This window comes from Niveispirillum sp. KHB5.9 (assembly GCF_048066115.1).
GTDB lineage: Bacteria > Pseudomonadota > Alphaproteobacteria > Azospirillales > Azospirillaceae > Niveispirillum.
The window spans coordinates 22,821-48,258 of record NZ_JBLTYX010000005.1 but is presented as its reverse complement, the minus strand read 5'-3'; the positions used below and the strand labels follow the sequence as shown (position 1 = coordinate 48,258).

The following is a 25,438-nucleotide window of genomic DNA, read 5'->3' as shown; positions in this document are numbered from 1 at the left end:
AACCGGGGCGAACCACAACGGAAAGCCCCGGAAAATGAAGGAGTTGCATCATGATTACGCTCATCACCGGCGCCAGCCGCGGCCTGGGCCGCAACACGGCACTCGCTGTCGCCCGCAACGGCGGCGACATCATCATCACCTATCACAGCCGCAGTGACGAGGCGGAAAAGGTCGTCGCGGAGATCGAAGCGCTGGGCCGCAAGGCGGTCGCCCTGCCGCTGGATGTCGGCGCCGCCGCCAGTTTCCCCGCATTCGCCGAGCGGCTGCGCACCGCCCTGTCCCGGACCTGGGGCTGCGACAGTTTCGACCATCTGGTCAACAATGCCGGCCATGGCGACCATGCCCTGATCGCCGAGACGACCGAAGCGCAGTTCGACAAGCTGGTCGATGTGCATTTCAAGGGCCCGTTCTTCCTGACCCAAGCCTTGCTGGGCCTGATCGCCGATGGCGGGCGCATCGTCAACCTGTCATCGGGCCTGACGCGGGTGTCGGCCCCCGGCTGGGGTGCCTATGCTGCCGTGAAAGGCGCGATGGAGACGCTGACGCTCTATATGGCCAAGGAACTGGGCGGCCGCGGCATTGCCGTCAATATCGTGGCACCCGGCGCCATCGAGACCGATTTCTTCGGCGGGGCCGTGCGCGACACGCCGGAATTCAACAAGTTCTTCGCCGACATGACGGCACTGGGCCGCGTCGGCGTGCCCGACGATATCGGGCCGATGATCGCATCCCTGCTGTCGCCCGCCAATCGCTGGGTCACGGCACAGCGGATCGAGGTGTCGGGCGGCCAGGGGATTTGAGGGGGCGTCACCCCCTCAATGTACCTCACCCTTCCCCTTCTTCACGCGGCCCGGCCGGCCGACGCTGTGATAGGCGAAGCCGGCCATTTCCGCGTCTTCCGGATTGAAGATGTTGCGCAGATCGACCAGCACCGGCGCCTTCATGGCTTTCAGCACGCGGGACAGGTTCAGCATGCGGAACTCGTTCCATTCCGTCAGCACCAGGGCACAGTCGGCCCCGTCCAGCGCGGCATAGGTATCGGCCGCCCATTCCACACCCGGCAGCATCCTGCCCGCCTCATGCATGCCGGCCGGGTCATAGGCCGCCACGGTGGCGCCGGCCGCCTGCAGGGCGGGGATGATGTCCAGCGCCGGGGCGTCGCGCATGTCGTCGGTATTGGGCTTGAAGGTCACACCCAGCACGCCGATGCGTTTGCCCTGAACCGACCCGCCGCAGGCGGCGATGACGCGATCCGCCATGGCCTTCTTGCGCCGGTCATTGATGTCGACGACGGTTTCGATGATGCGCAGGGGGGAGCCGTAATCCTGGGCGGTCTTCACCAGGGCCAAAGTGTCCTTGGGGAAGCAGGAACCGCCATAGCCGGGACCGGGATGCAGGAACTTCTTGCCGATGCGGTTATCCAGGCCGATGCCCTTGGCCACATCATGCACGTCGGCCCCCACCTTCTCGCACAGATCCGCCACCTCGTTGATGAAGGTGATCTTGGCGGCCAGGAAGGTGTTGGCGGCGTATTTGATCAGTTCCGACGTCTCCAGGCTGGTGAAGACCATCGGCGTTTCGATCAGGAACAGCGGGCGGTACAGCGCCCGCATCACCTGGCGCGCCCGATCGCTGTCGGTGCCGATCACCACGCGGTCGGGGCGCATGAAGTCTTCGATGGCCGAGCCTTCGCGCAGGAATTCCGGGTTGGACGCCACGTCGAAATCGGCTTCCGGCCGGGTCTTGCGGATGATGCGCGCCACCTCGCGCCCCGTGCCCACCGGCACCGTGCTCTTGGTGACGATGACGGTGTAGTCGTCGGGGTCCAGGGCGGCCGCGATCTCCGCCGCCGCCGCATAGACATAGGACAGGTCGGCATGGCCGTCGCCACGGCGCGACGGGGTACCCACGGCGATGAACACGGCGTCGGCGCCGGCAACGGCGGTCGGCAGGTCGTTGGTGAAGGACAGGCGGCCGGCCTTGGCGTTCTTTTCCACCAGGGCTTCCAGGCCGGGTTCGTAAATGGGGATCTCCCCCTTCAACAGCCGGTCGATCTTGCCCTGGTCCTTGTCGACGCAGACCGTATCCACGCCGAATTCAGAAAAGCAGGCACCTGAGACGAGACCGACATAGCCGGTGCCGATGACGGCAATGCGCATCGGAAATCCCCCTTTACGGACAAAGCCCTGTCACGCCATAGCACAAACTGGCCCGCCGGGTCTTGCGCCGTTGTGACGCTTTCACGGCGTTCGCGTGACGCTGGCCCCGTGCAACGCTGACATCGCACTCCAGCACCCTGAGTCAGGTGAAAGCGCCGTGCTCCAGCCGCTTGATCAAGGCGAGCACTGCTTCTTCCTGCCCATTATTGAGCAGATCGATAGGTCGAGCCCCTGGCAGCATAGGGTGAAGCATATGCAACCACAGCTGTGCTTCGGCGTCTGTGTAGAAATTTGAGAGTTGTTCGACGAACTGGTGCAGCTCGACGGTTGCCATGGCAGCTCCCAAACTTAGCGCCCTATCATCAAAATGATGCACCCCATGAAATCCGAACGCAACCACCCACCGTCAGGCGACCTTCTTCTTGTTGAAGAAGTCCCGCCGCGCCCAAGCCTTGAACGGGTAGGCGAGCTGACCCAGGAAGCTGTCGGGCACCATGTCCTTGCAGCCGATATTGACCGGCGGCTTGCGGTCGGACGGCAGGTGACGGGTGCCGAAGACCATGTCCCAGAGGATGAAATTCTCCCCGTAATTGACATTGCCCTCGATCGGGTCGCGGTTATGGTGCCAGCGGTGCAGCTCCGGCGTGGAGAAGACCCAGTTCAGCGGGCCGCAGCGCATGTCGACATTGCAGTGGGTCAGGAAGCCAATATAGGTGGTGATGGCCAGAACCCAAAGGATCACGTCCTTGGGCGCGCCCGCCAGACCGGCGATGGCCATGGCGAAGGCCGTCTTCCACATGCTGTCCAGGAAATGGAAGCGGCCGGTATTGACGATCCACAGCTTGGTGACGCTGTGATGGATGGCATGCCAGTGCCAGATGGCGCGGAATTCATGCGCCGTGCGGTGCGCCCAATAGAGGCCGAATTCGCCCAGGATCATGGCCAGCAGCACCTGTGCCGCCAGCGGCCAGTCGCCGGGCCAGAAACCCGACGCCGCCTCCGGCCCGGCCTGATCCAGCCCCAGCATGGCGACGGACAGGGCGACCACCTGGCCCAGCCCCTTGTTCAGCACCGTATGGGCGATATCGTTCCACAGCTGCCCGTCGCTTTTCATCCATTCCCGCTCGTACGGCATCACCCGTTCCAGGACCAGCAGCGCGATGGCCAGGCCGAAATAGGTGATGTTGAAGGCCAGGATGGGATGTCCCACCTGCCCGCCATACCAATAGCCGGCGATGCAGATGGCCACCAGCAGGGGCCATAGCAGATGGGCGATGACGGCGCGCATCGATCTTCCTTTTGGCACAGAACAACGGACGTATTGCCACGGATGTATTGCCGGTTGCCGCGCCATCGCGCAAGGTTCCCCGCGGTCGCAGGTTGCAGGCGGATAAAGGCATAGCATGAAAATCGGTTTGGCATTGGGCAGTGGCGCGGCGCGCGGCTGGGCACATGTGGGCGTGCTGCGGGCCTTCGCGGAATTCGGGCTGAAGCCCGACGTCATCGCCGGCACGTCGGTCGGGGCCCTGGTGGGGGCCGCGTACCTGACCGACCTGCTGGACGAATTGCAGGAATATGCCCAGGGCTTCGGCATGCTGGACGCGCTGAAGCTGCTGGATGTCACCTTCTCGCGCGGCGGGCTGGTCAGCGTGGAAAAGGCCTATGACCGGTTCCGCAATGAGCGCACCGACGTGCCCATCGAGTCGCTGCCCATCCCGTTCGCCGCCGTCGCCACCGACCTGTCGACGGGCAAGGAGGTCTGGCTGCGCGAGGGGCACCTGCTGGACGTGGTGCGGGCATCCGCCGCCATCCCCGGCATGTTTCCCGCCGTGCCGCATCAGAACATGTGGCTGGCCGATGGCGCCCTGGTGAACCCGGTGCCCGTGTCGCTGTGCCGGGCCTTGGGCGCGGAGGTGGTGATCGCCATCAACCTGAACGGCGACCTGTCGCAGATGCCGCGATTGTCCAAGGCACAGCTGGGCCCCGTCAATGTCTCCCTGCCCGAACATCCGGTCGATGTGGAGACGGAGACGGCCCCGGCGCCGCGCCCCGTGCCCAAGCCGCTGGCCAAGCTGGCCGCCAAACTGTCGGAGGTGGGGGAAACGGCGCGTCACCATTTCCACACCCATTTCACCAAGCCGCCCCGCGCCCCGGCGCCGGGCATCCTGGAGGTGATGGCCAGTTCCATCGACATCATGCAGGACCGCATCACGCGCTCACGGCTGGCCGGGGAGCCGCCCGACGTGCTGATCACGCCCCGCATCGGCCATATCGGTATCCTGGAATTCGAACGGGCGGAGGAACTGATCCAGTTGGGTTACACCGCCGCCATCGCCATGCGGCCGGCGGTGGAACTGGCGATGGTGCGGTGAGGGGTCAGGAAGCAAGGAAAGCTCTATATTTTAGCGCTCTTACCATATAATATATTTGTTTTACTGTTTTTACAGCGTGCTTCTAAACTAAGCCCCCTGGAGGCGAGCTATGTTTGAAACCATATTGGTCCGGAGAAGCTCAAACACTGAGAGCGCAATTGACATGGGATTCTTAATAGAATCCATGATCTTCTATTCTAAGATAAGCTTAATACTCGATCAAGCAAGTCTAAGATCTATATTATCTAATTTCGGCACTTACCCACTGGAGCGTATTGCCAAAAGCGGAATGGCCAATATAACTTATATAAAAACTATTCCCGCCGTACAAACAAACGATCACGGCCCTATTGCATATCATGATTTTGGCCTTATCGAACTGGCGGGATATTTGAAGGAAAGATACACACCAAAGCAAGTTGTTATAAATCAATTTACTGATGTTTTAGGAAATACGAAAGAAACAAAGAAGGCAGCTATAAAATTCTTAGAGAATTTGCCAATAAAAAGTATAGATGATTGCGTCTCACACCCCCAAGGAGTGAGCGCACTTTCTCGAAAAGATTGCGAAGATCAAGCTTATGTAAATGAAGCTGTTCGCAACTCCATTGAAAGTGGATTTCCGGGCATAAAAATACCAAGATCGTGGCATTTCTTAACTCACGCAACAGATCAGGGATTCATTGTAGAAACAAACTATGATTTAAAGAAACTATCTGAAAAAATCAAAGAAATTTATCAACACCCCCTTGATCTAACTAGCGGATACTTATTAAATCTTATACACACAGCAACTTGTGACCTTGTGATGTCTGGACACTATGCTGCAGAGATTGCAACCAGCTCAAGTCTGGCGGCCATTATGAAGACAAAAATGGAATCCACCGTCAGGAGAAGAGAAATAAATCATGGTAATATATCGTTATTCCAAGATCATATCATTGGAAACGCACATGCCATAAGAGAAGCGGTAAATACCAAGAGAATAAATATCAAAGATGCGTTGGATCTTGTCGAATCAGCGTCCAGATTCAAAGGATGGCTGAACACGGTTCACCCAGATGCAAAAATAATACAAGAGTATTATAAAGAAGCAACAAAATCATCGTGGGCAGAGAAATTACCTGGTAAGTCTTTGAGATTCGCTATTTGCACCATGGCTGGAATAACTTCAGAATTTTTCTTGCCAGCAGGCTTAGGCACCGTTTCCGGAATTGCAATAGGAGCGGCGGACAGTTTTTTTCTAGACAAACTCGCCAAAGGCTGGCGCCCAAGTCAATTTATCGAAAACACCATGAAACCGTTAATAAGCGATTAATAGTACTTATCGACACTGGTCAATTTCAAGAATCGAGGTAACTTCTTTTCTTATCCCGCCAACACCCGCACCTCATAGATCGGCACCTCGCCGGCATGGTTGTCGAACCGCACGCGCAGCCTGACCTCGCCTGCCGCCTACGCCGCTGGAAGCGGGTAATCCTTGGCCCGCCCCCCTTCCGCAAGCGGCACTAAGCACTCCTCGGCCACTGTCTGACCTTCTACCCTGGTGGTGAAGTGTTTCTTCAGGCATCCCTCTAGAATACTCTCCCGGCTCCATCCGCAAACCTTTGTTTGTCGGACAACCAAGCATCTGTCAGAAAATCTGCATCCACAATGGCAATCCGGACAGGTGGTAGGCCGGACGACTTTCCGGACATAAGGTTCATCGTAATGTCCGATGATGGAGCCTCCATAGTAACAGCGAAAAGCCCATCCCCCTGTCGCCATTCCCGCCTTTGCCATAGACTGCCGCCATGCCGTCTGACAGCCCCCCTCTCGCCCACATCACCTTTGTTGGCACCATCATCGAATGGCGGGGGCCGGCGCCCTTCTTCTTCATTGCCGTGCCGACCGATCTGGTGGCGGCGGTGCGCCACGCCGCCCGGCTGGCCAGCTATGGCTGGGGTGTGGTGCCGGTGCAGGCGGTGGTGAATGGCACTGCCTTTACCACCTCGCTATTCCCCAAGGATGGCGGCTACCTTCTGCCCCTGAAGGTGGCGGTGAGAAAGACCGCCGGGGTTGCTTTGGGCGACGCGGTAACGGTGGACATCCAGGTGGCGGCGACGGGCGGGTTCCAGGACTGGCATCGGGGGAGATGAAACGACAAGGGCGGCGAACCTTTCGCCTGATTGCTGACTTTTCCCCCTCCCCGTGCCATACTCTCCCCATAAAGTCCCCCTTCTGTACCCACCCCACCCGCATTCGGAGCCAGCCATCCGTGCGCTCTGAAACAGGGGGTGTTTTTATGTTTCACATTGTTGCATTTGACCCGGCCATTCGGAGGTCGCGGCCCCCGGCCTCTGAAACACTCCCTTTTTCGTTGCACGATGTTGCATGGGCACCACCCATTCGGAGCCACCCCACCACGCCCTCCGAATAACCCCGATCCTGAACAGGCCCATCCGGAACAGGGTTGACGCCACCTTAACCAATCCCGTCCAATGGCCGCATCCCGCAGCCAGGATTGCCGCCCCATGTTCACCCGCAGCAACGATCCCACCCCCCACGCCCGTGCCGGGGCCGAGGCCCTGAAGCGCGGGGATTTCGCCGGGGCCAAGGCGGGGTTCGGGCAGGCGGTGGCGATGGGGGCGGGCGATCTGGGCACGCTGCTGGGGCTGGCCTATGGCTGCCGGGGCGTGGGCGATGCGGCGGGGATGGTGGCGGCGCTGGACCGGGTGCTGGGGATCGATCCGCGCAATGTCCGGGCGCTGATCCTGAAGGGGGACCATTTCGGGGCGGGTGGCGACCATAAGGCCGCCACCTCCTTCTATCGCAATGCCCTGCGCGCGGCCCCGCCCGCGGCACAGCTGCCGCCCGATCTGGTGGCAGAACTGCGCCGGGTACAGGAAGCCACCCAGGATTACGCCCGCCGGTTCGAGGAACATCTGCTGTCCAGCCTGAAGGGGGCCGGGTTCGGGGCGGAGATGGGTGAAGGGCGGTTCGGACGGTCGCTGGACATCCTGTTCGGGCGCCGCCAGGTCTATTACCAGCAGCCCCAAGCCTATCTGTTCCCGGAACTGCCGCAGATGCAGTTCTATGATCGCGCCGCCTTCCCCTGGCTGGAGGGGCTGGAGGCCCAGACCGATGCGATCCGCGAGGAGTTGCTGGCGGTGATGGAAGGGCCGGACGCGTTCCAGCCCTATCTGGAAGCCAGTGCCGACCGGGCGCAGGTGGACCGATCCGGTCTGCGCGGCAGCCGCAACTGGAGCGCCTTCTATCTCTGGAAGAACGGGGAGGCGCAGGTGGAGAACCAGGCCCGCTGCCCGCGGACCGTGGCGGCACTGGAGGGGATACCGCTGGCCGGCACCAGGGGCCGGGCGCCATCGGTGCTGTTTTCCCTGCTGAAGCCCGGCACGCATATCCCGGCCCATACCGGCTTCGTCAATACCCGCCTGATCTGCCACCTGCCGCTGATCGTACCCGGCAAATGCCGGTTCCGGGTGGGCAACGAGATGCGGGAATGGCAGACGGGCAAGGCCTGGGTATTCGATGATACGGTCGAGCATGAGGCCTGGAACGACAGCGACCAGACCCGTGTCGTGCTGCTGTTCGATGTCTGGCGGCCGGAACTGACCCTGGCGGAGCGGGAGATGGTGTCGGCCATGCTGACCGCCATTGACGAGTATGGCGCCGGGTCCGGCGATTGGGGGGCGTGATCCATGCTGCTTTACGATGATGCCATCGCCCCCACGCCGCGGCGCGTGCGCATGTTCCTGGCCGAAAAGGGGGTGGAGATCCCCCGCCGCATGGTCACCATCGGCAAGGGGGAGCATCTGTCGCCCGATTACCGGGCCCGTGTGCCCAGCGGGCGGATACCGGCGCTGGAACTGGATGACGGCACGATCATCTGCGAAAGCGTCGCCATCTGCCGCTATATCGAGGAGCTTCACCCCGAACCCAACCTGATGGGCCGCGACGCCAAGGAGCGGGCGATCATCGAGATGTGGCAGCGGCGGATGGAATTCGAACTGCTGCTGCCCCTTGCCGGGGTGTTCCGGCACACCCATCCCAAGATGGCGGCCTTGGAATGCCAGGTGCCGGCCTATGCCGAGGCGCAGAAGCCGCAGGCGGAGAAGCGGCTGGAGCAGTTGGATCGTGATCTGGCTGTGACAAATCACGTGGCGGGCGACCGTTTCACCATCGCCGACATCACCGCCTTCACCACGTTAAGCTTCTTTCCACGTCTTTGCGGCATCGTCATCGACGGGAAATTGCCGAATATCCAGCGCTGGCTGGCGGATATAGGCACGCGTTCCAGCGCCTCGGCCTGAAAGCAACCCTATCCGGGTATGCCGATCGGGTAGGTACTTGAAATGCGGCCATAATTTGCCCCGGGTAAAGGCATTTTCTCAACGACTTCCCGCTAGACATTGATAATCATCGCCTTTAGCTTGTCGGGAAAGCGGGACATCTGGCGTATTCGAAGGGGGTTGGGGCATGGCGTTCACGACGGTCTGGCGGCGTTCGACGATCCATTCCCGCAAACTGGCGACAGCTGTTGCCGTCGCGGCCCTCATGGCCGTTACCACCCCCGTCGCGGCCCTGGCCAAATATGCCTCCATCGTCATCGACGCCAAGACGGGCGAGGTACTGCACGAGGCCAGTGCCGATACGCGCAATTTCCCCGCCAGCATGACCAAGATGATGACCCTGCATCTGGTCTTCGACGCGCTGGATGCCGGCCGCATCAAGCTGAACCAGCCGCTTTCCGTGTCCCAGCACGCGTCGAACATGGAACCCAGCAAGCTGGGCCTGCGTCCGGGCGACAGCGTCACGACGGAACAATGCATCCAGGCCCTGGTCACCAAGTCGGCGAACGATTGCGCCGTGGTCCTGGCCGAGGCGCTGGGCGGGTCGGAGGCGAAGTTCGCCAACATGATGACCAACCGGGCCCGACAGCTGGGCATGACCCGCACCACCTTCCGCAATGCTTCCGGTCTGCCCAATGCCGGGCAGCTGTCGACGGCGCGCGATTTCGCGCGGCTGGCGCAGAGCCTGATCTATGATCATGCCAAGTATTATCCTTACTTCTCCGCCGCCTCCTTCACCTACAAGGGGGCCGTCCATCGCAACCATAACCGGCTGATGACCCGGTATGAGGGGATGGATGGGCTGAAGACCGGCTATATCCGCGCCTCGGGCTTCAACCTGGCGGCCTCGGCCTCGCGCGACGGCAGGCGGCTGATCGGCGTGGTCTTCGGCGGCCAGACGGGTACCTGGCGCGACAACCATATGGCCGACCTGCTGGACGACGCCTTCTCCGGCAAGCGCGGCGCCCCGATGCTGGTGGCCAGCAACCAGTCCAAGCAGCCGGCCAAGGCCAAGACCCGCGGCAAGCCGGCGGCCCCGGCCGAAACCATGGTCGCCGCCGTGTCGGACAGCATCATCGGCACCGCCAACGCCGCCCCGGCCGTCGCCATGGCCGCCAGCGTCCCGGCATCGCGTGCCACCGGTGGCTGGGCCATCCAGGTTGGCGCCTTCAACGACAAGGGTCAGAGCCAGCGCGCGGTGAACCAGGCGACGCAGAAGGCCGGCACACTGCTGGATGCCGCCACCCCACACCTGATGGAAGTGTCCACCGCCCGCGGCACGCTGTACCGCGCCCGCCTGACCGGCCTGGACGAGAAGACGGCCCGCCGCGCCTGCGCCCAGCTGTCCAAATCCGGCCAGAACTGCCTGACCCTGCCGCCTGCTGGGCTGTAAGCCCGGCAGGCGTTTTCGCGCGCCCTCAAGCGCCGGGCGCCCGCATCTGCGGGCTTGGCTTACGCGACCACGTGGTCGCGGGCCGGCAGTCGCCGACCTTGATTTTGTGTTCCCTCAGGCGCCGGGCGCCCGCATCCGCGGGCTTGGCTTACGCGACCACGCGGTCGCGGGCCGGCAGTCGCCGACCTGAAAATATTCAATATTGCTGGTTCGGTGCGGCCCGCCCCTTCGGTGGGCCTTTTCGCATGCGCACAATTGATCGCCATTGACGGCGGCCAGGACTCGTCATAGAGCAAATCCCGTTAACCAATCTCAAACGTTGGATCGGGCATGGGTGCGCAGACGATTGCCATCGTCGAGGATGACGGCGAGGTCAGGGACATGCTGGCCGAATTCCTGGGCGGCCAGGGTTTCGGCATCATCACCGCCCGCGACGGCGCCAGCTTCCGGTCGCAGATGACGGAAAGGCGGCCGGATCTGGTGATCCTGGATATCGGCCTGCCCGACGACCATGGCTATACGCTGATGGAATGGCTGCGCGGCCGCGGGGTGGACAGCCCGCCCATCATCATCGTCACCGGCGCCACCAGCCCCCGCGACCGCAGCGCCGGGCTGGACCTGGGCGCGGATGATTATATCTGCAAGCCGTTCGACATGGGCGAGTTGCTGTCACGGGTACGCGCCGTCCTGCGCCGCACGGCCCCCCGCCCGCCGGAGCCGGCCCCCACGGACTTGCATATCCGTTTCGGCCCCTGGCTGTTGAAGCGCGACGACCGGGTGCTGATGCATGTGCCGGACGAGCGGGTGGTGGATTTGACGGCCATGGAATTCGATCTGCTGTCGGTCATGGTGCAGCGGCCGAACCAGGTACTGAGCCGGGACGACCTGCTGCAACTGGCCCATACCCGCCGGGCCGAACCGTTCGACCGCGCCATCGATGTGCGCATCACCAGGCTGCGCAAGAAGATCGAGATCAATCCCAACCATCCGGGTTACATCCGCACCATCCGGGGCACGGGCTACATGTTCCACCCGGAAGGGGAAGTGTAAGACCAGTGGTATTTGATCGTGACCGATCAAATACCACTGGTCTTTTCATGTTCCCTCAATCGCCGGGCGCCGCCATCCGGCGGCTTGGCTTGACGCCGCACGTGCGGCGGGCCGGCAGTCGCCGGCCTCCAACGGTCATGAATAATGACCGTTGGCATAATCATCCGCAAATCGCGGTGGCTTGTTCGGACTCCGCCCGGAACGCTCCGCGCAGCACCTGTTTCAACGGCTCCCACGCCACCAGTGCCTCACAGTCGGCCAAGGTCGCCCAGCGCGCATCCAGGGCATCATCGGCCGGTACGGGATCACCCGACAGCCAGTCCGCCGCAACGTCCACGATCGTGTAGTGGAAGCGCAGCGTACCGTCACCGTCGCGCACGATATTGTCCACGGCGGTCAGGATGGACCGGGCGCGGGCGACAACACCCGTCTCCTCCCGCACCTCCCGCTCCGCCGCTTCGAACAGCGTCTCGCCCAGTTCCTGGCTGCCGCCGGGCAGCGACCATTCACCATAGCCGGGCGGCTTGCCGCGCCTGATCAGCAGAACCTGCCCGTCCTTCCAGACCAGGCAGCCGACGCCGACGCGGGGATGGGTGGGGGCGTTGAGGGACCCGATCATCCCCGACCGAGCGTTCGCTGGGTCAGGCGGGCCAGCCGCATCAAGGCCGGGCTATCATACACCGCGACCTTCAGCCGGGCCTTGATATCCGCCCCCAGGCTGTATTCCGGCTGGTTGGCGAAATACCGGTAGGGGCCGTCCTGGGTGAAGGCGACCCAATCCTTGCGGACGAACAGGTTGCCGAAAGCCATGCCTTCCGGCAGGTAATGCGCCGTCAGCGATTTGCGCGACAGGGTCGGGTCCTGCGTCGCCAACGCGCCGTGGATGGTACGGGAATTCCAGATGATGACGTCGCCCTTGCGCATGGCGGGGGCGTCCACGGCGTGGGGATGGGTATCGACATAGTCCTTCATCAGGCCCAGCCAGCGATCGTGGCGCAGGGAGCGCAGATCGTCATGCAACTCGATCTCGTGCGTGCCGCTCATCAGGTAGAAACGGCCCGCCTCGGCGGGAATATCCTCCAGGGCGATCCAGGCGGCGGCCAGTTGGCCATTGGGCACGCTGTCCAGATACCACCAATCCTGATGCGGCGGGGTCGCGGCGTTCTTGTCGAACAGCATCGACTGCATCAGGTCCAGACCCGGATGGCCCGTCGCCTCCGCCAGCGCCGCCTTCAGGGCGGGGTCGAACAGGATTTGCAGAACGCCTTCCCGGACCCGGGGCACGCGCTTGTAATGGTGGGGATCCAGAAAGGAATTGATGACATGGCCGTGCGCGTCGACGCGGTTCGGCTCATACCGGTTGGTGTTCTGCCGAAAGAACTTCGCCGGGCTGTTCAGAAGGTCATCCGCGTAAGCCGCCATCAATGCATCGACACGCGCACTGTCGATCAGTCCGGGCACCTTCACCCAGCCATCACGGCGGTAATCTTCAGCCAAACCCATGCTGCCGGTCCCCAGAAGGCATGGTGGGGCCGCGAAGCGACCCCACCATGGCCCCGATCAATACATGTGCTGGCCGCCATTGATGGACAGCGTGGAGCCGGTGATGAACCCGCCCTCGTCCGCCACCAGGAACAGCACGCCGCGGGCGATTTCCGACGCCTGGCCCAGGCGGCCCACCGGCACCTTGGCCACGATCTTCTTCAGCACGTCGGCCGGCACGGCGCGGACCATGTCGGTATCGATATAGCCGGGCGCGATGGCGTTCACGGTGATGCCCTTGGCGGCCCCTTCCTGGGCCAGGGCCTTGGTGAAGCCATGGATGCCCGACTTGGCCGCGGCATAGTTCACCTGGCCATACTGGCCGGCCTGACCGTTGATCGAGCCGATATTGACGATGCGGCCGAAATTGCGGTCGCGCATGCCGTCGATCACGGCGCGGCAGGTGTTGAAGCAGCTGGCCAGGTTGGTCTGGATGACGGCGTTCCACTGCTCGAAATTCATGCGGTGCATGGTGCCGTCACGGGTGATGCCGGCATTGTTGACCAGCACTTCCACGGGGCCCAGATCGGCCTCGATCTGCGCCACGGCAGCCTTCACCGCCTCGAAGTCCGACACGTCGAACTTGTAGGCCTTGATGCCCGTGCGTTCGGTGAATTCGGCGGCGGCCGCGTCGTTGCCGCCATAGTTCGCAGCGACGATATAGCCGGCATCCTTCAGCGCGACGGAGATCGCCTCGCCGATGCCGCGCGTACCACCCGTCACCAATGCCACTCGTGCCATTGTTTCCCCCGTTGTCTGGCCTTCAGGCCTGCTGAAAATCCAATTATCGGCGGCAGGATGCCGCCTTTTGTTCCCTCAGGCGCCGGGCGCCGCCATCCGGCGGCTTGGCTTACGCGACCATGTGGTCGCGGGCCGGCCGTCGCCGTCTTCCACCGGGCATGAAACATGCCCGGTGGTTTAAAAGCGAACGGGGGCGAAACCGCCCCCGTCCTGTCCGACACTCAGTCCCGCTCGACGCAGAGCGCGACGCCCATGCCGCCGCCGATGCACAGGGTCGCCAGACCCTTCTTGGCATCGCGGCGGATCATCTCATGCAGCAGCGTGACCAGCACGCGGGCACCCGATGCACCGATCGGATGGCCCAGCGCGATGGCGCCGCCATTGACATTCACCTTGGCCGGATCGAAGCCCAGGTCGCGGTTGACCGCGATGGCCTGGGCGGCGAAGGCCTCGTTCGCCTCGATCAGGTCCAGCTGGTCCACCGACCAGCCGGCCTTGCGCAGCGCCTCGCGGCTGGCCGGGATCGGCCCGGTGCCCATGATCGACGGATCGACACCGGCCGTCGCCCACGACGCGATGCGGGCCAGCGGGGCCACGCCGCGCTTGGCGGCATTGTCGCCACGCATCAGCACCAGGGCGGCAGCACCGTCATTGATGCCCGACGCGTTGCCGGCGGTGACCGAACCATCCTTCTTGAAGGCCGGGCGCAGCTTGGCCAGCGTCTCGGCCGTGGTGCCATGCTTGGGATATTCGTCGCTGTCGACGATCACGTCGCCCTTGCGGCCGGCGACGGTGACGGCGGCGATCTCATCCTTGAAGCGGCCTTCCTTCTGGGCGGCCTCGGCCTTGTTCTGGGAACCGGCGGCGAACGCGTCCTGTTCCTCGCGGCTGATGCCGTACTTGGCGGCCACATTCTCCGCCGTCTGGCCCATGTGATAGCCGTTGAAGGCGTCCCACAGACCATCCTTGATCATGGTGTCGACCATGGCGGCGTCGCCCATCTTGGTGCCGCCGCGCAGGAACAGGCTGTGCGGCGACAGGCTCATGCTCTCCTGCCCGCCGGCCACCACCACGTCGGTGTCGCCCAGCAGCAGCGACTGATAGCCCAGCGCGACCGCGCGCAGGCCGGAGCCGCAGATCTGGTTGATGGCATAGGCGGTGCGGGCGGCCGGGATGCCGGCGGCGATGGCGGCCTGACGGGCCGGGTTCTGGCCCAAGCCGGCGGTCAGCACATGGCCCAGCACCACTTCCGACACTTCCGCCGCGTCGGTCTTGGCGCGCTCCAGGGCGGCGCGGATGGCCACTTCGCCCAGCTTGTGGGCGGGCACGGAACCCAGCGCGCCGCTGAAGGCGCCGATCGGGGTGCGGGCCGCACCGGCAATTACCACTTCCACCATGGTTCCTCTCCTTGAACGTGTCGGGTCCGGCTTCGGCCCCGGCTTGTCGCCATCACCCGCGAAGCTTAGGCGGAAGCGGCGGGGGCGTGCAAGCAACGGGTCCGTCGCAGCCCTGACACAACCGCATTATTGCACTGCACCATGATCGGGTCTGCCGGGGCTGATGCGCGGGAAGACCAACGTGAACAAGGCCCCGCCCTGCGGTGCCGCCGCCACGCGCACGGTACCGCCCATGCGCACGGTCACGATATTGTAAAGAAGATGCAGGCCCAGGCCCGATCCACCCGTGCCACGGCGGGTGGTGAAGAAGGGTTCGAAGATGCGGGGCCAGAGGTCGCGGGGAATGCCCTGGCCATCGTCGCTATAGGCCAGTTCCACCATGTCATCGTCCAGCATGCGGGCCGCCAGCCGCAGAGTGCCGTCGCGCCTTTCGTCCGGATAGGCGTGCATGATGGAATTGATCACCAGATTGGTGACGATCTGGGCCATGGCGCCGGGATGGCCATCCATCTCGATCCCGTCCGGCACCGCCATTTCCACCTTGTGGCCGGCATGGCGGATGCGGGGTGCCAGACTGGACAGCACCTCCGACACATAGGCGCGCAGGTCATAGGGGCGGCGGGCGTCGGACGACTGGTCCACCGCCACTTCCTTGAAGGACTGGATCAGTTCGGCGGCCCGCGTGGCGTTCTTTTCGATCAGGGTGGCCAGTTCGTCCACCACCGACAGATATTCATCGAAGGTCGACCGCCGCAGCTGCCCGTCGGCCGCCAGGGCCAGGATGCGCGCCGTCTCCGTCCGCAATTGCGAGGCGCCGGTGACGGCCAAGCCCACGGGCGTGTTCACCTCATGCGCCACGCCGGCCACCATGGAGCCCAGGCTGGCCATCTTTTCCTGCAGGATCATCTGCGACTGGGTCTCGCGCAGGTCGACCAGGGTCTTTTCCGCCGCGGCCTGCGCCAGTTCCGCCCGTCGCCGCCCCTCGATCGCCGCGTCGCGGGCCTGTTGCAGCATGCGCCGCGTCTTGGTGCGGGCCGATTGCGCCGACAGGTTGGCCAGGACCAGCAGCACCAGCGCCGTCAGCAGGAAGGCGAATCGGCTGTGGATATCCTCCACGTGATCGCCGGCATGCAGCTGCCAGACATAGGTGCCGAGAATGACGGCGGTGAAACCGGTGAAGAAGAACAGGATGGCGCGGTTGCCGCCGAAATTGCCCGTCGTCGCCACCCCTGTCAGGAACAAGGGCACCAGGGGCGAGGCCACGCCGCCCGTGTAATGCAGCAGGATGGCGATCAAGCTGAGGCCTGCCAGATTGTTGGCGATGGTCACCTGATGGAAGCGGCCCGACAGCCGCACCGTGACCAGATTGCCGCCGACCAGCAGCGCATAGACGGCCCAGGTCAGGCTGACCGGATCGAACGGCCCCTCATTCACCGCCCAGATGCCATAGAGCACCAGGATGCCGGACAGGATCAGCAGGGTGACACGGATGAAGGCGCGGGCACGCAGCAGCTGCTTCTCATCAAAGCCACGGGCATGCATTGCGGCGGGAAGGAACAGGTCCGTCACCGCGCGCAAGGCCTTCGCCGGCCATAACCGCCAGCTTCCAGCGCCCATGCGCTCCCCCGGACAGTCGGTTTCCCCTACGTCAGGCTGGCCGAATTCCGATAAAAGCTCAATGGGTTAAGCGGGTTCGTCGCGTAAAATTTATGCTTCTGCAACTTATTGTGTGTTCCCTCAGGCGCCGGGCGCCGCCACCCGGCGGCTTGGCTTACGCGCCCACGTGGGCGCGGGCCGGCGGTCGCCGGCCTGATATGATCTTCCTGCGGGCGCTAGGCATGTCCCTTACGACGGCACCACCAGCCGCCAGACATCGACCAGCGACACGCGGCCGCGCAGAGAGAAGGCGCCGATGGGGGCCAGCGGCATGTCGATGGTGCAATTGCCAGCCGCCGTCACCGTGTCGTCGCTGACCAGCACGACATAACATTCGTCGCCCATCATCTCCCCGCCCAGCGCCTCCAGCCGTGCGGCCGTGTTCACGGTGTCGCCGACGATGGTGTAGTTGATGCGGGTCGCGGCGCCGATATTGCCGACGATGACCGGACCGGAATGCACGCCGACACGCAGGCAGACGGGCGGCAGGCCGGCGGCGCGGGCGTCCTCCGCCTCTTCCTTCACCACCTGCGCGATGGCCAGCGCGGCACGCAGGGCGCGCGACGCATGGTCGGGCTGGTCGTCGGGTGCCCCCCAGAAGGCCATGACGGCGTCGCCGATGAACTTGTCCACAGTACCGCCCTCCGCCTCGATACAGGCGGCGATGCGGGTGAAATGGCGGTTCAGCCAGTCGGCCGTATCCTGCGGCGACATCCGCTCCGCCATGGCGGAGAAGCCCTTGATGTCGGTGAACAGCACCGTCACCTCCCGTTCCTCCGACGGGATTTCGGATTGGGTGCCGTCGCGGCGGATCAGGCGCAGGACCAGCGATTTGGGCACATAGGTCTCGAACCAGCGCAACCCGCTGACCATGGCGTTGAAGGCGGCGGCGGCGTCCGCCACCTCGCGGAACCGGCTGTCGGGCAGGCGCGGCACATTCTGGAAATCCAGGTCGCGGAGCGCCACAGCGGCGCCCGACAGCAGGCGGATACGCCGGCTGATCATCTTGCCCACCAGCATGGCGGCCAGGACCGAGGCGATCAGGATGCCGAAGCCGACGACCAGCAGATGCTGGAACCGCTCCAGCTCGCGGTCCACATCCTCCTCCCGCATCACCACGACCAGGGTGAAGGGATGCTCGCCATAATCGGAGATGGACCGCAGCAGGTAGAAATACGAAACGCCGTCCACTTCCGCCTGACGGAACTGCAAATCGCTGCGCCGTTCATCCAGCGTCACCTGGACCTTTTTGCCCTCGTTCCATTTGGCAAGCTTGGTGCCCATCCCGTCCGGCCCGACGACGGACCAGATGGCGGCGGCCACGGGATCGCCCACCTCTTCCAGCGTCGGCAGGGGCGGACGGTCCTTGACCTTGGAAAAGTCGAACTTGCGCTCGGCCAGGGCCGGATGGGCCAGCACATAATGATCATCGAACAGGATGAAGCTGGTCAGGTCGTCATCGCGGTCGGCATCGCGCAGGAACCGCGACAGGCCGTTGAAGCCCACAACCGAGGCGATGGCGCCCAGGAACTGCCCATCGCGGCGCAGCGGCCCCTGCACGGGCATCACCGTCGTCTCGATCTCTTCCGCCCAGACGGGATCGACCCAATGCGCCGACCCGGTGCGCAGCACGTCCGCCAGGATCTTCGACGCGTCATTGGCCTGATCCATGGAAAGCGACGTGCCGGTGTCGCGGATTCGCGCAGCACCGACCATGCGTTCATTGTCATCGGCGCGCACGATGCCGATGCCCGCCACCTGCGGCGTAGCGGCCAGCGCCCCCTGGATGACCGATTTCAGGCGCTCGGTATCCTCGATCGGCACCTGGCCCGTGGCCAGCATATTGGTCAGGTAATCGACCTGGCTGCGCGCCGGGTCCAGCTGGGCGCGCACGCGGGTCTCGGCCATGTTCATGGCCAGTTCGGCCTTGTCGGCCAGCAGGTTGTAGGTGTTGCGGCCAGATGTCTGCACACCCAGCCAGAAGACGCTGGCCACCGCCACCAGCATCAGCCCGCCCAGACCCAGGGTCAGGACCAATGCGATGGGCAGGCGCATCCGGCCCTTGCGGGCCGTCGTCTCTTCACAGGCGGGAAGGGTCAGCAGGTTCTTCATCGGCGCCGGAGGGTACAGGAGCATCAAAGGGCCGGCAACAACCGGCCCCCCGTTACCCCTCGATAATGGTCTTTACCCAGAGGCCGGGCCGGGGCTCGGTACCGGGCGGGATGTTGTTCAGGACACGGAACCGTTCCTCGCCATGGTCCTTCAGCGGCTGGGCGGCCACGAAGCCGGCGACATTCTGGCCCTGCTTCACCTGCACCACCTTGATCCGGTAGGGCTTCAGTGCCGCCCTCTCCGTCGCGTTCAGGCGGCGGAAACCCTGGACCGTGGCCATGAAGCCGCCATCCAGCCGCTCGGCCCGATCCCAGGGGACGGTCAGGAGGAAGCGGTAATAGCGGCCGCTGCCGCCCGCGATGGCCATCAGCCGGGCGAAGACCGGGCCGTTCTGCCCCGACAGTTTGGTGATTGCGGTGGCAGCAGGCTGTCCATCGATGGTCAGGGTGCGGGCATCGGCCAGCGGCGCACCCTTGGCCCAGACATTGGCGATATAGTCGGCCGCGCTGTAGGCACCCTGGGTGGGAGCGTCGGAGAACACGATCTGCGATCCGTCCGGGCCCAGGCCGATGACCGCCTGGTCGCTGTTCAGCAGGCGGAACCCGTCCGGCACCTCGAACCGGATACCCAGCCCGGTATGGGCGAAGACCCGGCCGCGCACGAAACCATGCGACGGGCTGTCGCCATAGATCATGCCGTCGATGGCCCGCATGTAATCTTCATTGCGGATCAGATAGCTGGCACCCGGCGTCACCGATGCCGCCGCCGATGCCCGTTCCGCCCGGTCGCCCGTGGGCGGATGGGTCTGGAGATAGCTGAACTGGTCGGCCTTGCCCGGCTGCCCGGCCAACAGCGCCTCCAACTGCGCATGCCGTCCCATGGAGGACAGGAACCCCGCCATTTCCCGCGGATCGTATCCGGCCGCCGTCATGTAGCGGATGCCCAGATTGTCGGCCTGGAGTTCCTGGCCGCGCGAGAAGCTGGCCAATGCTGCCTGCGCCCCTTGCTGCGCCAGTTGCCCGGCCCCCTGCCCCAGGAAGATGCCGGCCAGCACCGCCCCGCCCTGGGCCAGCACGCCGCGTCCGTACCGGTCGGCGGAATGGCGGGCGGTGACATGGCCGATCTCGTGCCCGACCACGCCGGCCAGTTCCGCCTCGCTGTTGGCCAGCGCCATCAGGCCGCGGCTGACATAGACATAGCCGCCGGGCAGGGCGAAGGCGTTGACGATGGGGCTGTCCAGCACGGTGAAGGTATAGCGGGTGCCGGGGATCTCCGTCTTCGCCGCCAGCGACTGGCCCAGCCGGTCCACATAGGATTGCAGCCTGGCATCCTCGTACCGGCCACCGAATTCCTTCAGCATCTCCGGATGCTGCTGGGCGCCGATGGCGGCTTCCTTCTCCGGCGGCATCAGACCCGTCATCTGCCGGTCGCCCGTGACCGGGTTGGTCGAGCAGGCGGCAAGATAAAGCAGCAGCAGCGGCAGCAGGCGGCGGGTCATGGCTTTCCCTTCCCGTTCAAGGCGGTTGCGACCGTCCTTATGCCAAAGCCGGGCAGGCGAAGGGAAGTCACCCGGTGGGGTTAGAGCGTGTTCCTCAATCGCCGGCGCCGCATCCGCGGCTTGGCTTCACGCCGCACGTGCGGCGCGGCGGCGGTCGCCGCCGGAGCGGTTTTCCAGACACAAGGAAAACCGCTCTACCCTTTGGCCCGGCTCAGTTCCACGGTCATGAATTCCAGGCGCCGCGCCACGTCGCGCAGCATGGGCACGGCGATGCGGGGGAATTCGTCCATCAGCCGGAAGAACCCGTCGCGGCCGATGCGCAGCGTGCCCACCGGCCCCACGGCGAAGGCCGTGGCCATGCGCGGCCGGTCGCACAGGATGGATACTTCCCCGATGATGCCGCTGCCCTTGAAGGTACCCAGGTCGATGGGGCCGGCGGGCGTGTCGATCACCATGTCGACGCGGCCTTCCAGGATCACATAGGCGGCGTCCGACTCCTCGCCCTGGCGGAACAGGGCGTCGCCATCGTTGAAACAGGCGGTTTCGCTGGTGAAGGCCAGCAGCTTCAGCTGCGGCGTCTCCACATCCTTGAACAGGGGCAGGCGCCGGAGCGCCTCGACCTGCGCGGTCAGGCTGGCGATCATGTTTCACCTCCCTGCGGCGCCGGTTTTGCGTTTTGGCACCTTGTTGTCATAGTGGTGCAACAACAAGGCTCCGCTGTCCAGCCCCCGCACCCGATGCCCCTGCCCCATCACCCCCACCCCATCCTGTTCCGGGCCCAGCCGATGCGGCCGGGGGAAGCGGTGGCACGCCTGGACATGGCGGAAAGCCTGGCGGCGGGCGGGGAAGCGGTGATGCTGGCCTGGGGCGGCATGGCGCCGCCGGAGGGCGCTGTGCCCACGGGCGTGACGCTGTGGCCGCTGCCACCGGCGCGGGAGGATGAAGGCATGCCAGGCCTGATCCTGGACGCGGACGGGCAGGTGGCGGACCATGCCTGGAAGAAGCGGCGGGCGGCGGCGCTGCTGGCGCTGTTCGCCGGCATGAGGCCGCGCCTGATCGTGCTGGACGCGGCGGGACCCGGCTTCCGGTTCGAACTGGAACCGCTGACCGGCATGGCGCGGCGGCGGGTGCCAATGCCGGAGATACGGGTCTGGTCGTGAGGTGAATGCCGGGCGGAAGGTTCATCCGCCCGGCATTTCGATCAATCAAACAATATCGATCACCAGCTTGCCCTGGGCCTTGCCCTCCTCCAGCCGCGTATGGGCGGCGCCGACATCGGCCAGGGTGAAGCGGGTGGGATCGACCAGCGGGCGCAGTTTGCCCGCCACCTCGCGCAGCACCTTGCCCTGATGCGCCCGGTCGATGTCGAAGCCATGGTCGTGCAGCATGGGCAGCAGCATGAACACCACATGCAGGCTCAGGCCCTTGCCATGCATGGGCGACAGGTCGGCGCTATAGCCGGCGACGATGGTCACCACCTGGCCGTTGAAGCGGGCGGCGACGAAGCTGGTGGCGATGTCGCTGCCGCCGGTGGCGTCCAGCACGATGTCGAACCCGGCGCCGCCGGTCAGGCGGGCCACATAGGCCTCCACCGACTCGGTCTTGTAATTCACCACCTCGTCGGCCCCCAGCGACCGGGCCAGATCGGCCTTGGCATCCGACGACACGGTGGTGGTGACATGGGCGCCTTGGGCCTTGGCGATCTGGATGGCGACATGGCCCACCCCACCGGCCCCGCCATGGATCAGCACCTTGTCACCCAGCCGCACCCGCGCCCGGTCCACCAGGGCCTCCCACGCCGTCAGGGTGACCAGCGGCAATGCTGCGGCATCATGCAGCGACATGCCTTCCGGTGCCGGGGCCAGCAGCCGGGCATCGGCCGCCACATATTCGGCATAGGTGCCCTGGAGACCGGTAACCCCGCCGACGCAGCCATAGACGGCCTGCCCCACCGCGAACCCCGTCACCCCCTCGCCCAGTGCTGCCACGGTGCCGGCCATGTCGCAGCCAAGGATGCCCGGCAGGGCGGGGGCAATGGCGCGGCCATTCCTGCGGATCTTGGTATCGACCGGGTTGACGCTGGCGGCATGGATCTTCACCAACACCTGGCCGGGGCCGGCCACGGGCGTGGGTGCATCCGCCAGCTCGAAATTCTCCACGCCACCGAAATCCTTCAGCAACAACGCCTTCATCATGTTCTCCATCATCGGATCGCGGGACATCGCCCCTTGTCATGGTCAGAGGATGGGCTTGACGGATGAATAAGTGAAACGAATTATATTGATCGAGATGATCAAGGATTTTGATGATGCCACTGCCAGCGACAGACCTGGATATCGACGCGCTGCGCGCCTTCGTGGCCATTGTCGACCATGATGGATTCACGGCGGCGGCAGAGCGGCTGCACCGCACGCAGTCGGCGATCAGCATGAAGATCAAGCGGCTGGAAACCATGCTGGGCCGCACCCTGTTCGACCGCGCCGGCCGGGCCATGTCCCTGACGGCGGAAGGCGAATTGCTGCTGTCCTATGCGCGCCGCATGCTGGCGCTCAATGACGAGATGGTGGCACGCCTGATGGCACCGGAGGCCGAAGGTCTGGTGCGGTTCGGCGTGGCGGAATATTTCGCGCCGGAGCAGTTGCCTTTGCTGCTGGCCCGTTTCCGCCGCGCTCATCCGCGCGTGCGGCTGGAAGTGTCGGTGGGCATGGGCAGCGATCTGGTGCAGGAGATCGCGGAAGGCCGGCTGGACGTGGTCATCGCCAAGCGCAACGAGACGGGGCCGCAGGGCCGGTTCCTGTGGCGCGAACCGGTGGTGTGGGTGGCCTCCCCCGACTGGCGGCCGGAAGCCGGCGACGGGCCGCTGCCCCTGTGCCTGATGCCCGATCCCTGCATCTACCGCACGCGGGCGGTGGCGGCGATGGACCGGACGGGTCAGGGCTGGCGCACCACCTATGCCAGCGGGTCGTTCATGGCGGTGCGGGCGGCGGCGCTGGCCGGGCTGGGTGTGACCTGCCTGGGGGCAGGCGCCCTGGTGCCGGGCCTGCGCGTGCTGGGCCCGGCGGAGGGGTTCCCGGCGCTGGAACCGGTGGAAACCGCGGTATTCGGGGAGGAACGGGCCAAGGGCGGCCCGATCCAGCCCCTGATCGATTTCCTGGTGCGCGAGGTGCAGGCCATCGCCCTGCCACCCGTGGCCCAGGCGGCGTAGTTACGCCGTCGGCAGGAAAGACCGACCAACGGTCGGTCTTTCCTGCCCCTCAATCGCCGGCGCCCACATCCGTGGGCTTGACTACGCGCCACGTGGCGCGCGGCGGCGGTCGCCGCCGTACCGACGGTCGAATATTTCGACCGCCGGTGTCACACCTTGGTGGGCAGCACGACGATGCCATCCTCGTCGCTATAGACCCACTGGCCCGGCGTGAAGGTGCAATCGCCGAAGCTGACCGTCCCATCCGCTTCCCCCGCCCCGGTCTTGGCACTTTTCAGCGGGTTGGTGCCCAGCGCCTTCAGGCCCAGGGGCAGGTCGGCGATGGCGACGCTGTCGCGGATCACGCCATTGACGATGATCCCGGCCCAGCCATTCTTCACGGCCAGGGCGGCGATGATGTCGCCGACCAGGGCGGATGCCAGCGACCCGCCGCCATCCACCACCAGCACGGCACCCTCTCCGGGGGTGGACAGGATCGATTTCAGCAGGGCGTTGTCGCGGTGGCAGCGCACCGTGCGGATGGGGCCGGCAAAGCGGGAATGGCCGCCCAGATTGCGCAATTGCAGGGAACAGCTGGCGATCACGGCTTCATGTGCATCGACCAGATCGGCGGTAGCGAAATCCATCGTTCGATACTCCGGGCTCGGGTTGAGGGGCCTAGAGAGTAGCCGGTTCCGTTCCCCTGTCCATGGTGGAGCGACCGATCACCACACGGTCGCGGCCCTGCGCCTTGGCGACATAAAGCGCCTTGTCGGCGAGCGACATCATCGCCTCCACACTCGGCGCCTCCGGCCCGTGGGTGGCGATGCCGACACTGACGGTGGCCGTCACCGACAGCTCGCCCTCCGTCACCGGTGTCGCGGCCAGCAGCGCGCGCAGCCGTTCGGCCAGCTGGGCGGCGGCATAGGCGTTGGTTTCCGGCATCAGCACCACGAATTCCTCGCCCCCCACCCGGGCGAACAGGTCGGTCTGGCGCAGGCTGGTGCGCCCCAGATCGGCCAGCGCGCGCAGTACCTTGTCGCCGAACGGGTGACCATACCGGTCGTTGATGCCCTTGAAATGGTCCAGGTCCAGGATCATCAGCGACAAGGGCCGGTTGAACCGCCGGGCGCGCTCCACCTCCCCCTTGGCCTCGTCCTCCAGCCGGCGGCGGTTGGCGACACCGGTCAGCGGATCGACATGCGCCTGTTCCTCCAGCTTCAGTTCCAGCTGGAAGCCATACCGGGCCGTGCGCTCCAGCGCCAAGGCCAGGATGCAGGAGGCGAAGACGCCGGTGCCGACGAAGGCCAGCACATTGAACAGCGCAAACCCCTCGACCCCCTTCAGCAGCAACAAGGCCACGACCACGGTGAAGCCCGGCAGGTTCAACAAAGGCACCTGCCGCGCCCGCGTCACCACCACGGCCGACACGGTGGGAAACAGGGCCAGCCCGGCCGGGCCGTAAAGGAACCCGTCCTTTAGCAGATACTGGCTGAGCGCGATGGAGACGGTGCCGGACGACACGGCCAGCATGCCGATCCATCGCAGTTCCGCGGGCGTCGACCTTGTGCGCAAAAGCTTCCAGGCGCACCACAGCATGATGATGGTGCCGGTGCCGCGGATGGTCAGGCAGGCCAGGAACTGCGTGGGGTCCAGCAGCCAGTCCCAGAGCAGGAAGCTGAACATGGCCAGCGCGCCGATGGCGACGGGCGCCAGCAGGGCATCGTTCAGGCGCGAGGCCCGCCAAACGTCGAAACGCTTTTCCGTGGCCTCATCGAAACTCGGTAAAAGGAAACCCATCCCCCCACCCGGCCCTTCTTTGAAAGGGCTTCTCGCAGTTTCTCTCTGGTAGGATAATGTTGCGCCAACACCCTTGGGTTGACAACCCGTTGCAGGGCCATCCCGACCCAACATTTTCGTCCGATCGTTCGAAAATCACCGTTGAATCGAACGCGCGTTTGAATGATGCTGGCCGCCAACGATCC

24 protein-coding genes are annotated in these 25,438 nt (G+C 64.7%); 10 read left to right on the top strand and 14 right to left on the bottom strand.

Features of this window, described 5'->3' with window-relative positions:
• Positions 1 to 50 precede the first annotated feature (50 nt).
• Entirely contained in the window at positions 51 to 800 is a 750-nt protein-coding gene (locus ACM9HJ_RS10950) for an SDR family NAD(P)-dependent oxidoreductase (protein WP_416571762.1), read from the top strand.
• Positions 801 to 815: 15 nt separating this feature from the next.
• Here ACM9HJ_RS10950 and ACM9HJ_RS10945 read toward each other — a convergent pair whose 3' ends face one another.
• The 3 genes from ACM9HJ_RS10945 to ACM9HJ_RS10935 form a co-directional block, all read right to left on the bottom strand.
• Positions 816 to 2,159: a UDP-glucose dehydrogenase family protein gene (locus tag ACM9HJ_RS10945; RefSeq protein ID WP_416571761.1), complete on the bottom strand. Its 1,344-nt coding sequence runs from the start codon at positions 2,157 to 2,159 to the stop codon at positions 816 to 818.
• A gap of 142 nt (positions 2,160 to 2,301) precedes the next feature.
• A complete protein-coding gene (locus ACM9HJ_RS10940) occupies positions 2,302 to 2,493 on the bottom strand; it encodes a hypothetical protein (RefSeq protein WP_416571760.1) in 192 nt (63 codons plus the stop codon).
• 72 nt (positions 2,494 to 2,565) lie between these two features.
• Complete coding sequence (locus tag ACM9HJ_RS10935) at positions 2,566 to 3,447, bottom strand: sterol desaturase family protein (RefSeq protein ID WP_416571759.1); 882 nt, start codon at positions 3,445 to 3,447, stop codon at positions 2,566 to 2,568.
• Between the two features lie 115 nt (positions 3,448 to 3,562).
• Here ACM9HJ_RS10935 and ACM9HJ_RS10930 point away from each other — a divergent pair, with 115 nt between their 5' ends.
• The 7 genes from ACM9HJ_RS10930 (at position 3,563) to ACM9HJ_RS10900 (ending at position 11,323) form a co-directional block, all read left to right on the top strand.
• Positions 3,563 to 4,531: a patatin-like phospholipase family protein gene (locus tag ACM9HJ_RS10930; protein ID WP_416571758.1), complete on the top strand. Its 969-nt coding sequence runs from the start codon at positions 3,563 to 3,565 to the stop codon at positions 4,529 to 4,531.
• Between the two features lie 184 nt (positions 4,532 to 4,715).
• On the top strand, positions 4,716 to 5,849 hold the full coding sequence (locus ACM9HJ_RS10925) for a hypothetical protein (RefSeq protein ID WP_416571757.1): 1,134 nt from the start codon (positions 4,716 to 4,718) through the stop codon (positions 5,847 to 5,849).
• Positions 5,850 to 6,324: 475 nt separating this feature from the next.
• A complete protein-coding gene (locus tag ACM9HJ_RS10920; RefSeq protein WP_416571756.1) occupies positions 6,325 to 6,669 on the top strand; it encodes a DUF1905 domain-containing protein in 345 nt (114 codons plus the stop codon).
• Between the two features lie 375 nt (positions 6,670 to 7,044).
• Complete coding sequence (locus tag ACM9HJ_RS10915) at positions 7,045 to 8,226, top strand: aspartyl/asparaginyl beta-hydroxylase domain-containing protein (protein ID WP_416571755.1); 1,182 nt, start codon at positions 7,045 to 7,047, stop codon at positions 8,224 to 8,226.
• A 3-nt stretch (positions 8,227 to 8,229) separates the two neighbouring features.
• Positions 8,230 to 8,841, top strand: a complete 612-nt coding sequence (locus tag ACM9HJ_RS10910; RefSeq protein ID WP_416571754.1) for a glutathione S-transferase family protein — start codon at positions 8,230 to 8,232, stop codon at positions 8,839 to 8,841.
• 166 nt (positions 8,842 to 9,007) lie between these two features.
• A complete protein-coding gene (locus tag ACM9HJ_RS10905) occupies positions 9,008 to 10,273 on the top strand; it encodes a D-alanyl-D-alanine carboxypeptidase (protein ID WP_416571753.1) in 1,266 nt (421 codons plus the stop codon).
• A gap of 330 nt (positions 10,274 to 10,603) precedes the next feature.
• Complete coding sequence (locus ACM9HJ_RS10900) at positions 10,604 to 11,323, top strand: response regulator (RefSeq protein WP_416571752.1); 720 nt, start codon at positions 10,604 to 10,606, stop codon at positions 11,321 to 11,323.
• A gap of 160 nt (positions 11,324 to 11,483) precedes the next feature.
• On the opposite strand, the gene ACM9HJ_RS10895 is transcribed toward ACM9HJ_RS10900, so the two are convergent.
• From ACM9HJ_RS10895 to ACM9HJ_RS10860, 8 genes are all read right to left on the bottom strand, one after another.
• Entirely contained in the window at positions 11,484 to 11,942 is a 459-nt protein-coding gene (locus ACM9HJ_RS10895) for an NUDIX hydrolase (protein ID WP_416571751.1), read from the bottom strand.
• On the bottom strand, positions 11,939 to 12,826 hold the full coding sequence (locus ACM9HJ_RS10890; protein WP_416571750.1) for a phytanoyl-CoA dioxygenase family protein: 888 nt from the start codon (positions 12,824 to 12,826) through the stop codon (positions 11,939 to 11,941). Before ACM9HJ_RS10890 ends, ACM9HJ_RS10895 begins: the two co-directional genes overlap by 4 nt.
• Before the next feature lie 57 nt (positions 12,827 to 12,883).
• Positions 12,884 to 13,606 (bottom strand): acetoacetyl-CoA reductase, encoded by a 723-nt coding sequence (gene phbB / locus ACM9HJ_RS10885; protein WP_416571749.1) that lies wholly within the window; start codon positions 13,604 to 13,606, stop codon positions 12,884 to 12,886.
• A 221-nt stretch (positions 13,607 to 13,827) separates the two neighbouring features.
• On the bottom strand, positions 13,828 to 15,003 hold the full coding sequence (locus ACM9HJ_RS10880) for an acetyl-CoA C-acetyltransferase (RefSeq protein ID WP_416571748.1): 1,176 nt from the start codon (positions 15,001 to 15,003) through the stop codon (positions 13,828 to 13,830).
• 126 nt (positions 15,004 to 15,129) lie between these two features.
• Positions 15,130 to 16,572: a sensor histidine kinase gene (locus ACM9HJ_RS10875; RefSeq protein WP_416571981.1), complete on the bottom strand. Its 1,443-nt coding sequence runs from the start codon at positions 16,570 to 16,572 to the stop codon at positions 15,130 to 15,132.
• Between the two features lie 276 nt (positions 16,573 to 16,848).
• Entirely contained in the window at positions 16,849 to 18,795 is a 1,947-nt protein-coding gene (locus ACM9HJ_RS10870; protein WP_416571747.1) for an adenylate/guanylate cyclase domain-containing protein, read from the bottom strand.
• Between the two features lie 28 nt (positions 18,796 to 18,823).
• Positions 18,824 to 20,269: a M48 family metalloprotease gene (locus tag ACM9HJ_RS10865; protein ID WP_416571746.1), complete on the bottom strand. Its 1,446-nt coding sequence runs from the start codon at positions 20,267 to 20,269 to the stop codon at positions 18,824 to 18,826.
• Between the two features lie 194 nt (positions 20,270 to 20,463).
• Positions 20,464 to 20,913: a cyclic nucleotide-binding domain-containing protein gene (locus tag ACM9HJ_RS10860; RefSeq protein WP_416571745.1), complete on the bottom strand. Its 450-nt coding sequence runs from the start codon at positions 20,911 to 20,913 to the stop codon at positions 20,464 to 20,466.
• A gap of 159 nt (positions 20,914 to 21,072) precedes the next feature.
• On the opposite strand from ACM9HJ_RS10860, the gene ACM9HJ_RS10855 reads away from it, so the two are divergent.
• Positions 21,073 to 21,429, top strand: a complete 357-nt coding sequence (locus ACM9HJ_RS10855) for a hypothetical protein (protein ID WP_416571744.1) — start codon at positions 21,073 to 21,075, stop codon at positions 21,427 to 21,429.
• A 45-nt stretch (positions 21,430 to 21,474) separates the two neighbouring features.
• Here the strand turns inward: ACM9HJ_RS10855 and ACM9HJ_RS10850 are convergent, their stop codons facing one another.
• Positions 21,475 to 22,491, bottom strand: coding sequence for a zinc-dependent alcohol dehydrogenase family protein (locus ACM9HJ_RS10850; protein ID WP_416571743.1), 1,017 nt, complete (start codon positions 22,489 to 22,491; stop codon positions 21,475 to 21,477).
• 86 nt (positions 22,492 to 22,577) lie between these two features.
• Here ACM9HJ_RS10850 and ACM9HJ_RS10845 point away from each other — a divergent pair, with 86 nt between their 5' ends.
• Positions 22,578 to 23,474: a LysR substrate-binding domain-containing protein gene (locus tag ACM9HJ_RS10845; protein WP_416571742.1), complete on the top strand. Its 897-nt coding sequence runs from the start codon at positions 22,578 to 22,580 to the stop codon at positions 23,472 to 23,474.
• 149 nt (positions 23,475 to 23,623) lie between these two features.
• Here ACM9HJ_RS10845 and rraA read toward each other — a convergent pair whose 3' ends face one another.
• Positions 23,624 to 24,100 carry a ribonuclease E activity regulator RraA gene (gene rraA / locus ACM9HJ_RS10840; protein ID WP_416571741.1) on the bottom strand — a complete coding sequence of 159 codons (477 nt, stop codon included), beginning with the start codon at positions 24,098 to 24,100 and terminating at the stop codon, positions 23,624 to 23,626.
• Positions 24,101 to 24,131: 31 nt separating this feature from the next.
• On the bottom strand, positions 24,132 to 25,253 hold the full coding sequence (locus ACM9HJ_RS10835; protein ID WP_416571740.1) for a GGDEF domain-containing protein: 1,122 nt from the start codon (positions 25,251 to 25,253) through the stop codon (positions 24,132 to 24,134).
• Between the last annotated feature and the right edge of the window lie 185 nt (positions 25,254 to 25,438).

What these genes read in the sequence shown, in the direction of transcription:
- ACM9HJ_RS10950 (WP_416571762.1), top strand. Translation starts at nt 51, where the DNA reads ATGATTACGCTCATCACCGGCGCCAGCCGCGGCCTGGGCCGCAACACG.
- ACM9HJ_RS10895 (WP_416571751.1), bottom strand. Translation starts at nt 11,942, where the DNA reads ATGATCGGGTCCCTCAACGCCCCCACCCATCCCCGCGTCGGCGTCGGC.
- ACM9HJ_RS10940 (WP_416571760.1), bottom strand. Translation starts at nt 2,493, where the DNA reads ATGGCAACCGTCGAGCTGCACCAGTTCGTCGAACAACTCTCAAATTTC.
- ACM9HJ_RS10945 (WP_416571761.1), bottom strand. Translation starts at nt 2,159, where the DNA reads ATGCGCATTGCCGTCATCGGCACCGGCTATGTCGGTCTCGTCTCAGGT.
- ACM9HJ_RS10910 (WP_416571754.1), top strand. Translation starts at nt 8,230, where the DNA reads ATGCTGCTTTACGATGATGCCATCGCCCCCACGCCGCGGCGCGTGCGC.
- ACM9HJ_RS10865 (WP_416571746.1), bottom strand. Translation starts at nt 20,269, where the DNA reads ATGACCCGCCGCCTGCTGCCGCTGCTGCTGCTTTATCTTGCCGCCTGC.
- ACM9HJ_RS10920 (WP_416571756.1), top strand. Translation starts at nt 6,325, where the DNA reads ATGCCGTCTGACAGCCCCCCTCTCGCCCACATCACCTTTGTTGGCACC.
- ACM9HJ_RS10930 (WP_416571758.1), top strand. Translation starts at nt 3,563, where the DNA reads ATGAAAATCGGTTTGGCATTGGGCAGTGGCGCGGCGCGCGGCTGGGCA.
- ACM9HJ_RS10880 (WP_416571748.1), bottom strand. Translation starts at nt 15,003, where the DNA reads ATGGTGGAAGTGGTAATTGCCGGTGCGGCCCGCACCCCGATCGGCGCC.
- ACM9HJ_RS10845 (WP_416571742.1), top strand. Translation starts at nt 22,578, where the DNA reads ATGCCACTGCCAGCGACAGACCTGGATATCGACGCGCTGCGCGCCTTC.
- ACM9HJ_RS10915 (WP_416571755.1), top strand. Translation starts at nt 7,045, where the DNA reads ATGTTCACCCGCAGCAACGATCCCACCCCCCACGCCCGTGCCGGGGCC.
- ACM9HJ_RS10835 (WP_416571740.1), bottom strand. Translation starts at nt 25,253, where the DNA reads ATGGGTTTCCTTTTACCGAGTTTCGATGAGGCCACGGAAAAGCGTTTC.
- ACM9HJ_RS10860 (WP_416571745.1), bottom strand. Translation starts at nt 20,913, where the DNA reads ATGATCGCCAGCCTGACCGCGCAGGTCGAGGCGCTCCGGCGCCTGCCC.
- ACM9HJ_RS10870 (WP_416571747.1), bottom strand. Translation starts at nt 18,795, where the DNA reads ATGCTCCTGTACCCTCCGGCGCCGATGAAGAACCTGCTGACCCTTCCC.
- ACM9HJ_RS10850 (WP_416571743.1), bottom strand. Translation starts at nt 22,491, where the DNA reads ATGTCCCGCGATCCGATGATGGAGAACATGATGAAGGCGTTGTTGCTG.
- ACM9HJ_RS10935 (WP_416571759.1), bottom strand. Translation starts at nt 3,447, where the DNA reads ATGCGCGCCGTCATCGCCCATCTGCTATGGCCCCTGCTGGTGGCCATC.
- rraA (WP_416571741.1), bottom strand. Translation starts at nt 24,100, where the DNA reads ATGGATTTCGCTACCGCCGATCTGGTCGATGCACATGAAGCCGTGATC.
- ACM9HJ_RS10890 (WP_416571750.1), bottom strand. Translation starts at nt 12,826, where the DNA reads ATGGGTTTGGCTGAAGATTACCGCCGTGATGGCTGGGTGAAGGTGCCC.
- ACM9HJ_RS10900 (WP_416571752.1), top strand. Translation starts at nt 10,604, where the DNA reads ATGGGTGCGCAGACGATTGCCATCGTCGAGGATGACGGCGAGGTCAGG.
- ACM9HJ_RS10905 (WP_416571753.1), top strand. Translation starts at nt 9,008, where the DNA reads ATGGCGTTCACGACGGTCTGGCGGCGTTCGACGATCCATTCCCGCAAA.
- phbB (WP_416571749.1), bottom strand. Translation starts at nt 13,606, where the DNA reads ATGGCACGAGTGGCATTGGTGACGGGTGGTACGCGCGGCATCGGCGAG.
- ACM9HJ_RS10925 (WP_416571757.1), top strand. Translation starts at nt 4,716, where the DNA reads ATGATCTTCTATTCTAAGATAAGCTTAATACTCGATCAAGCAAGTCTA.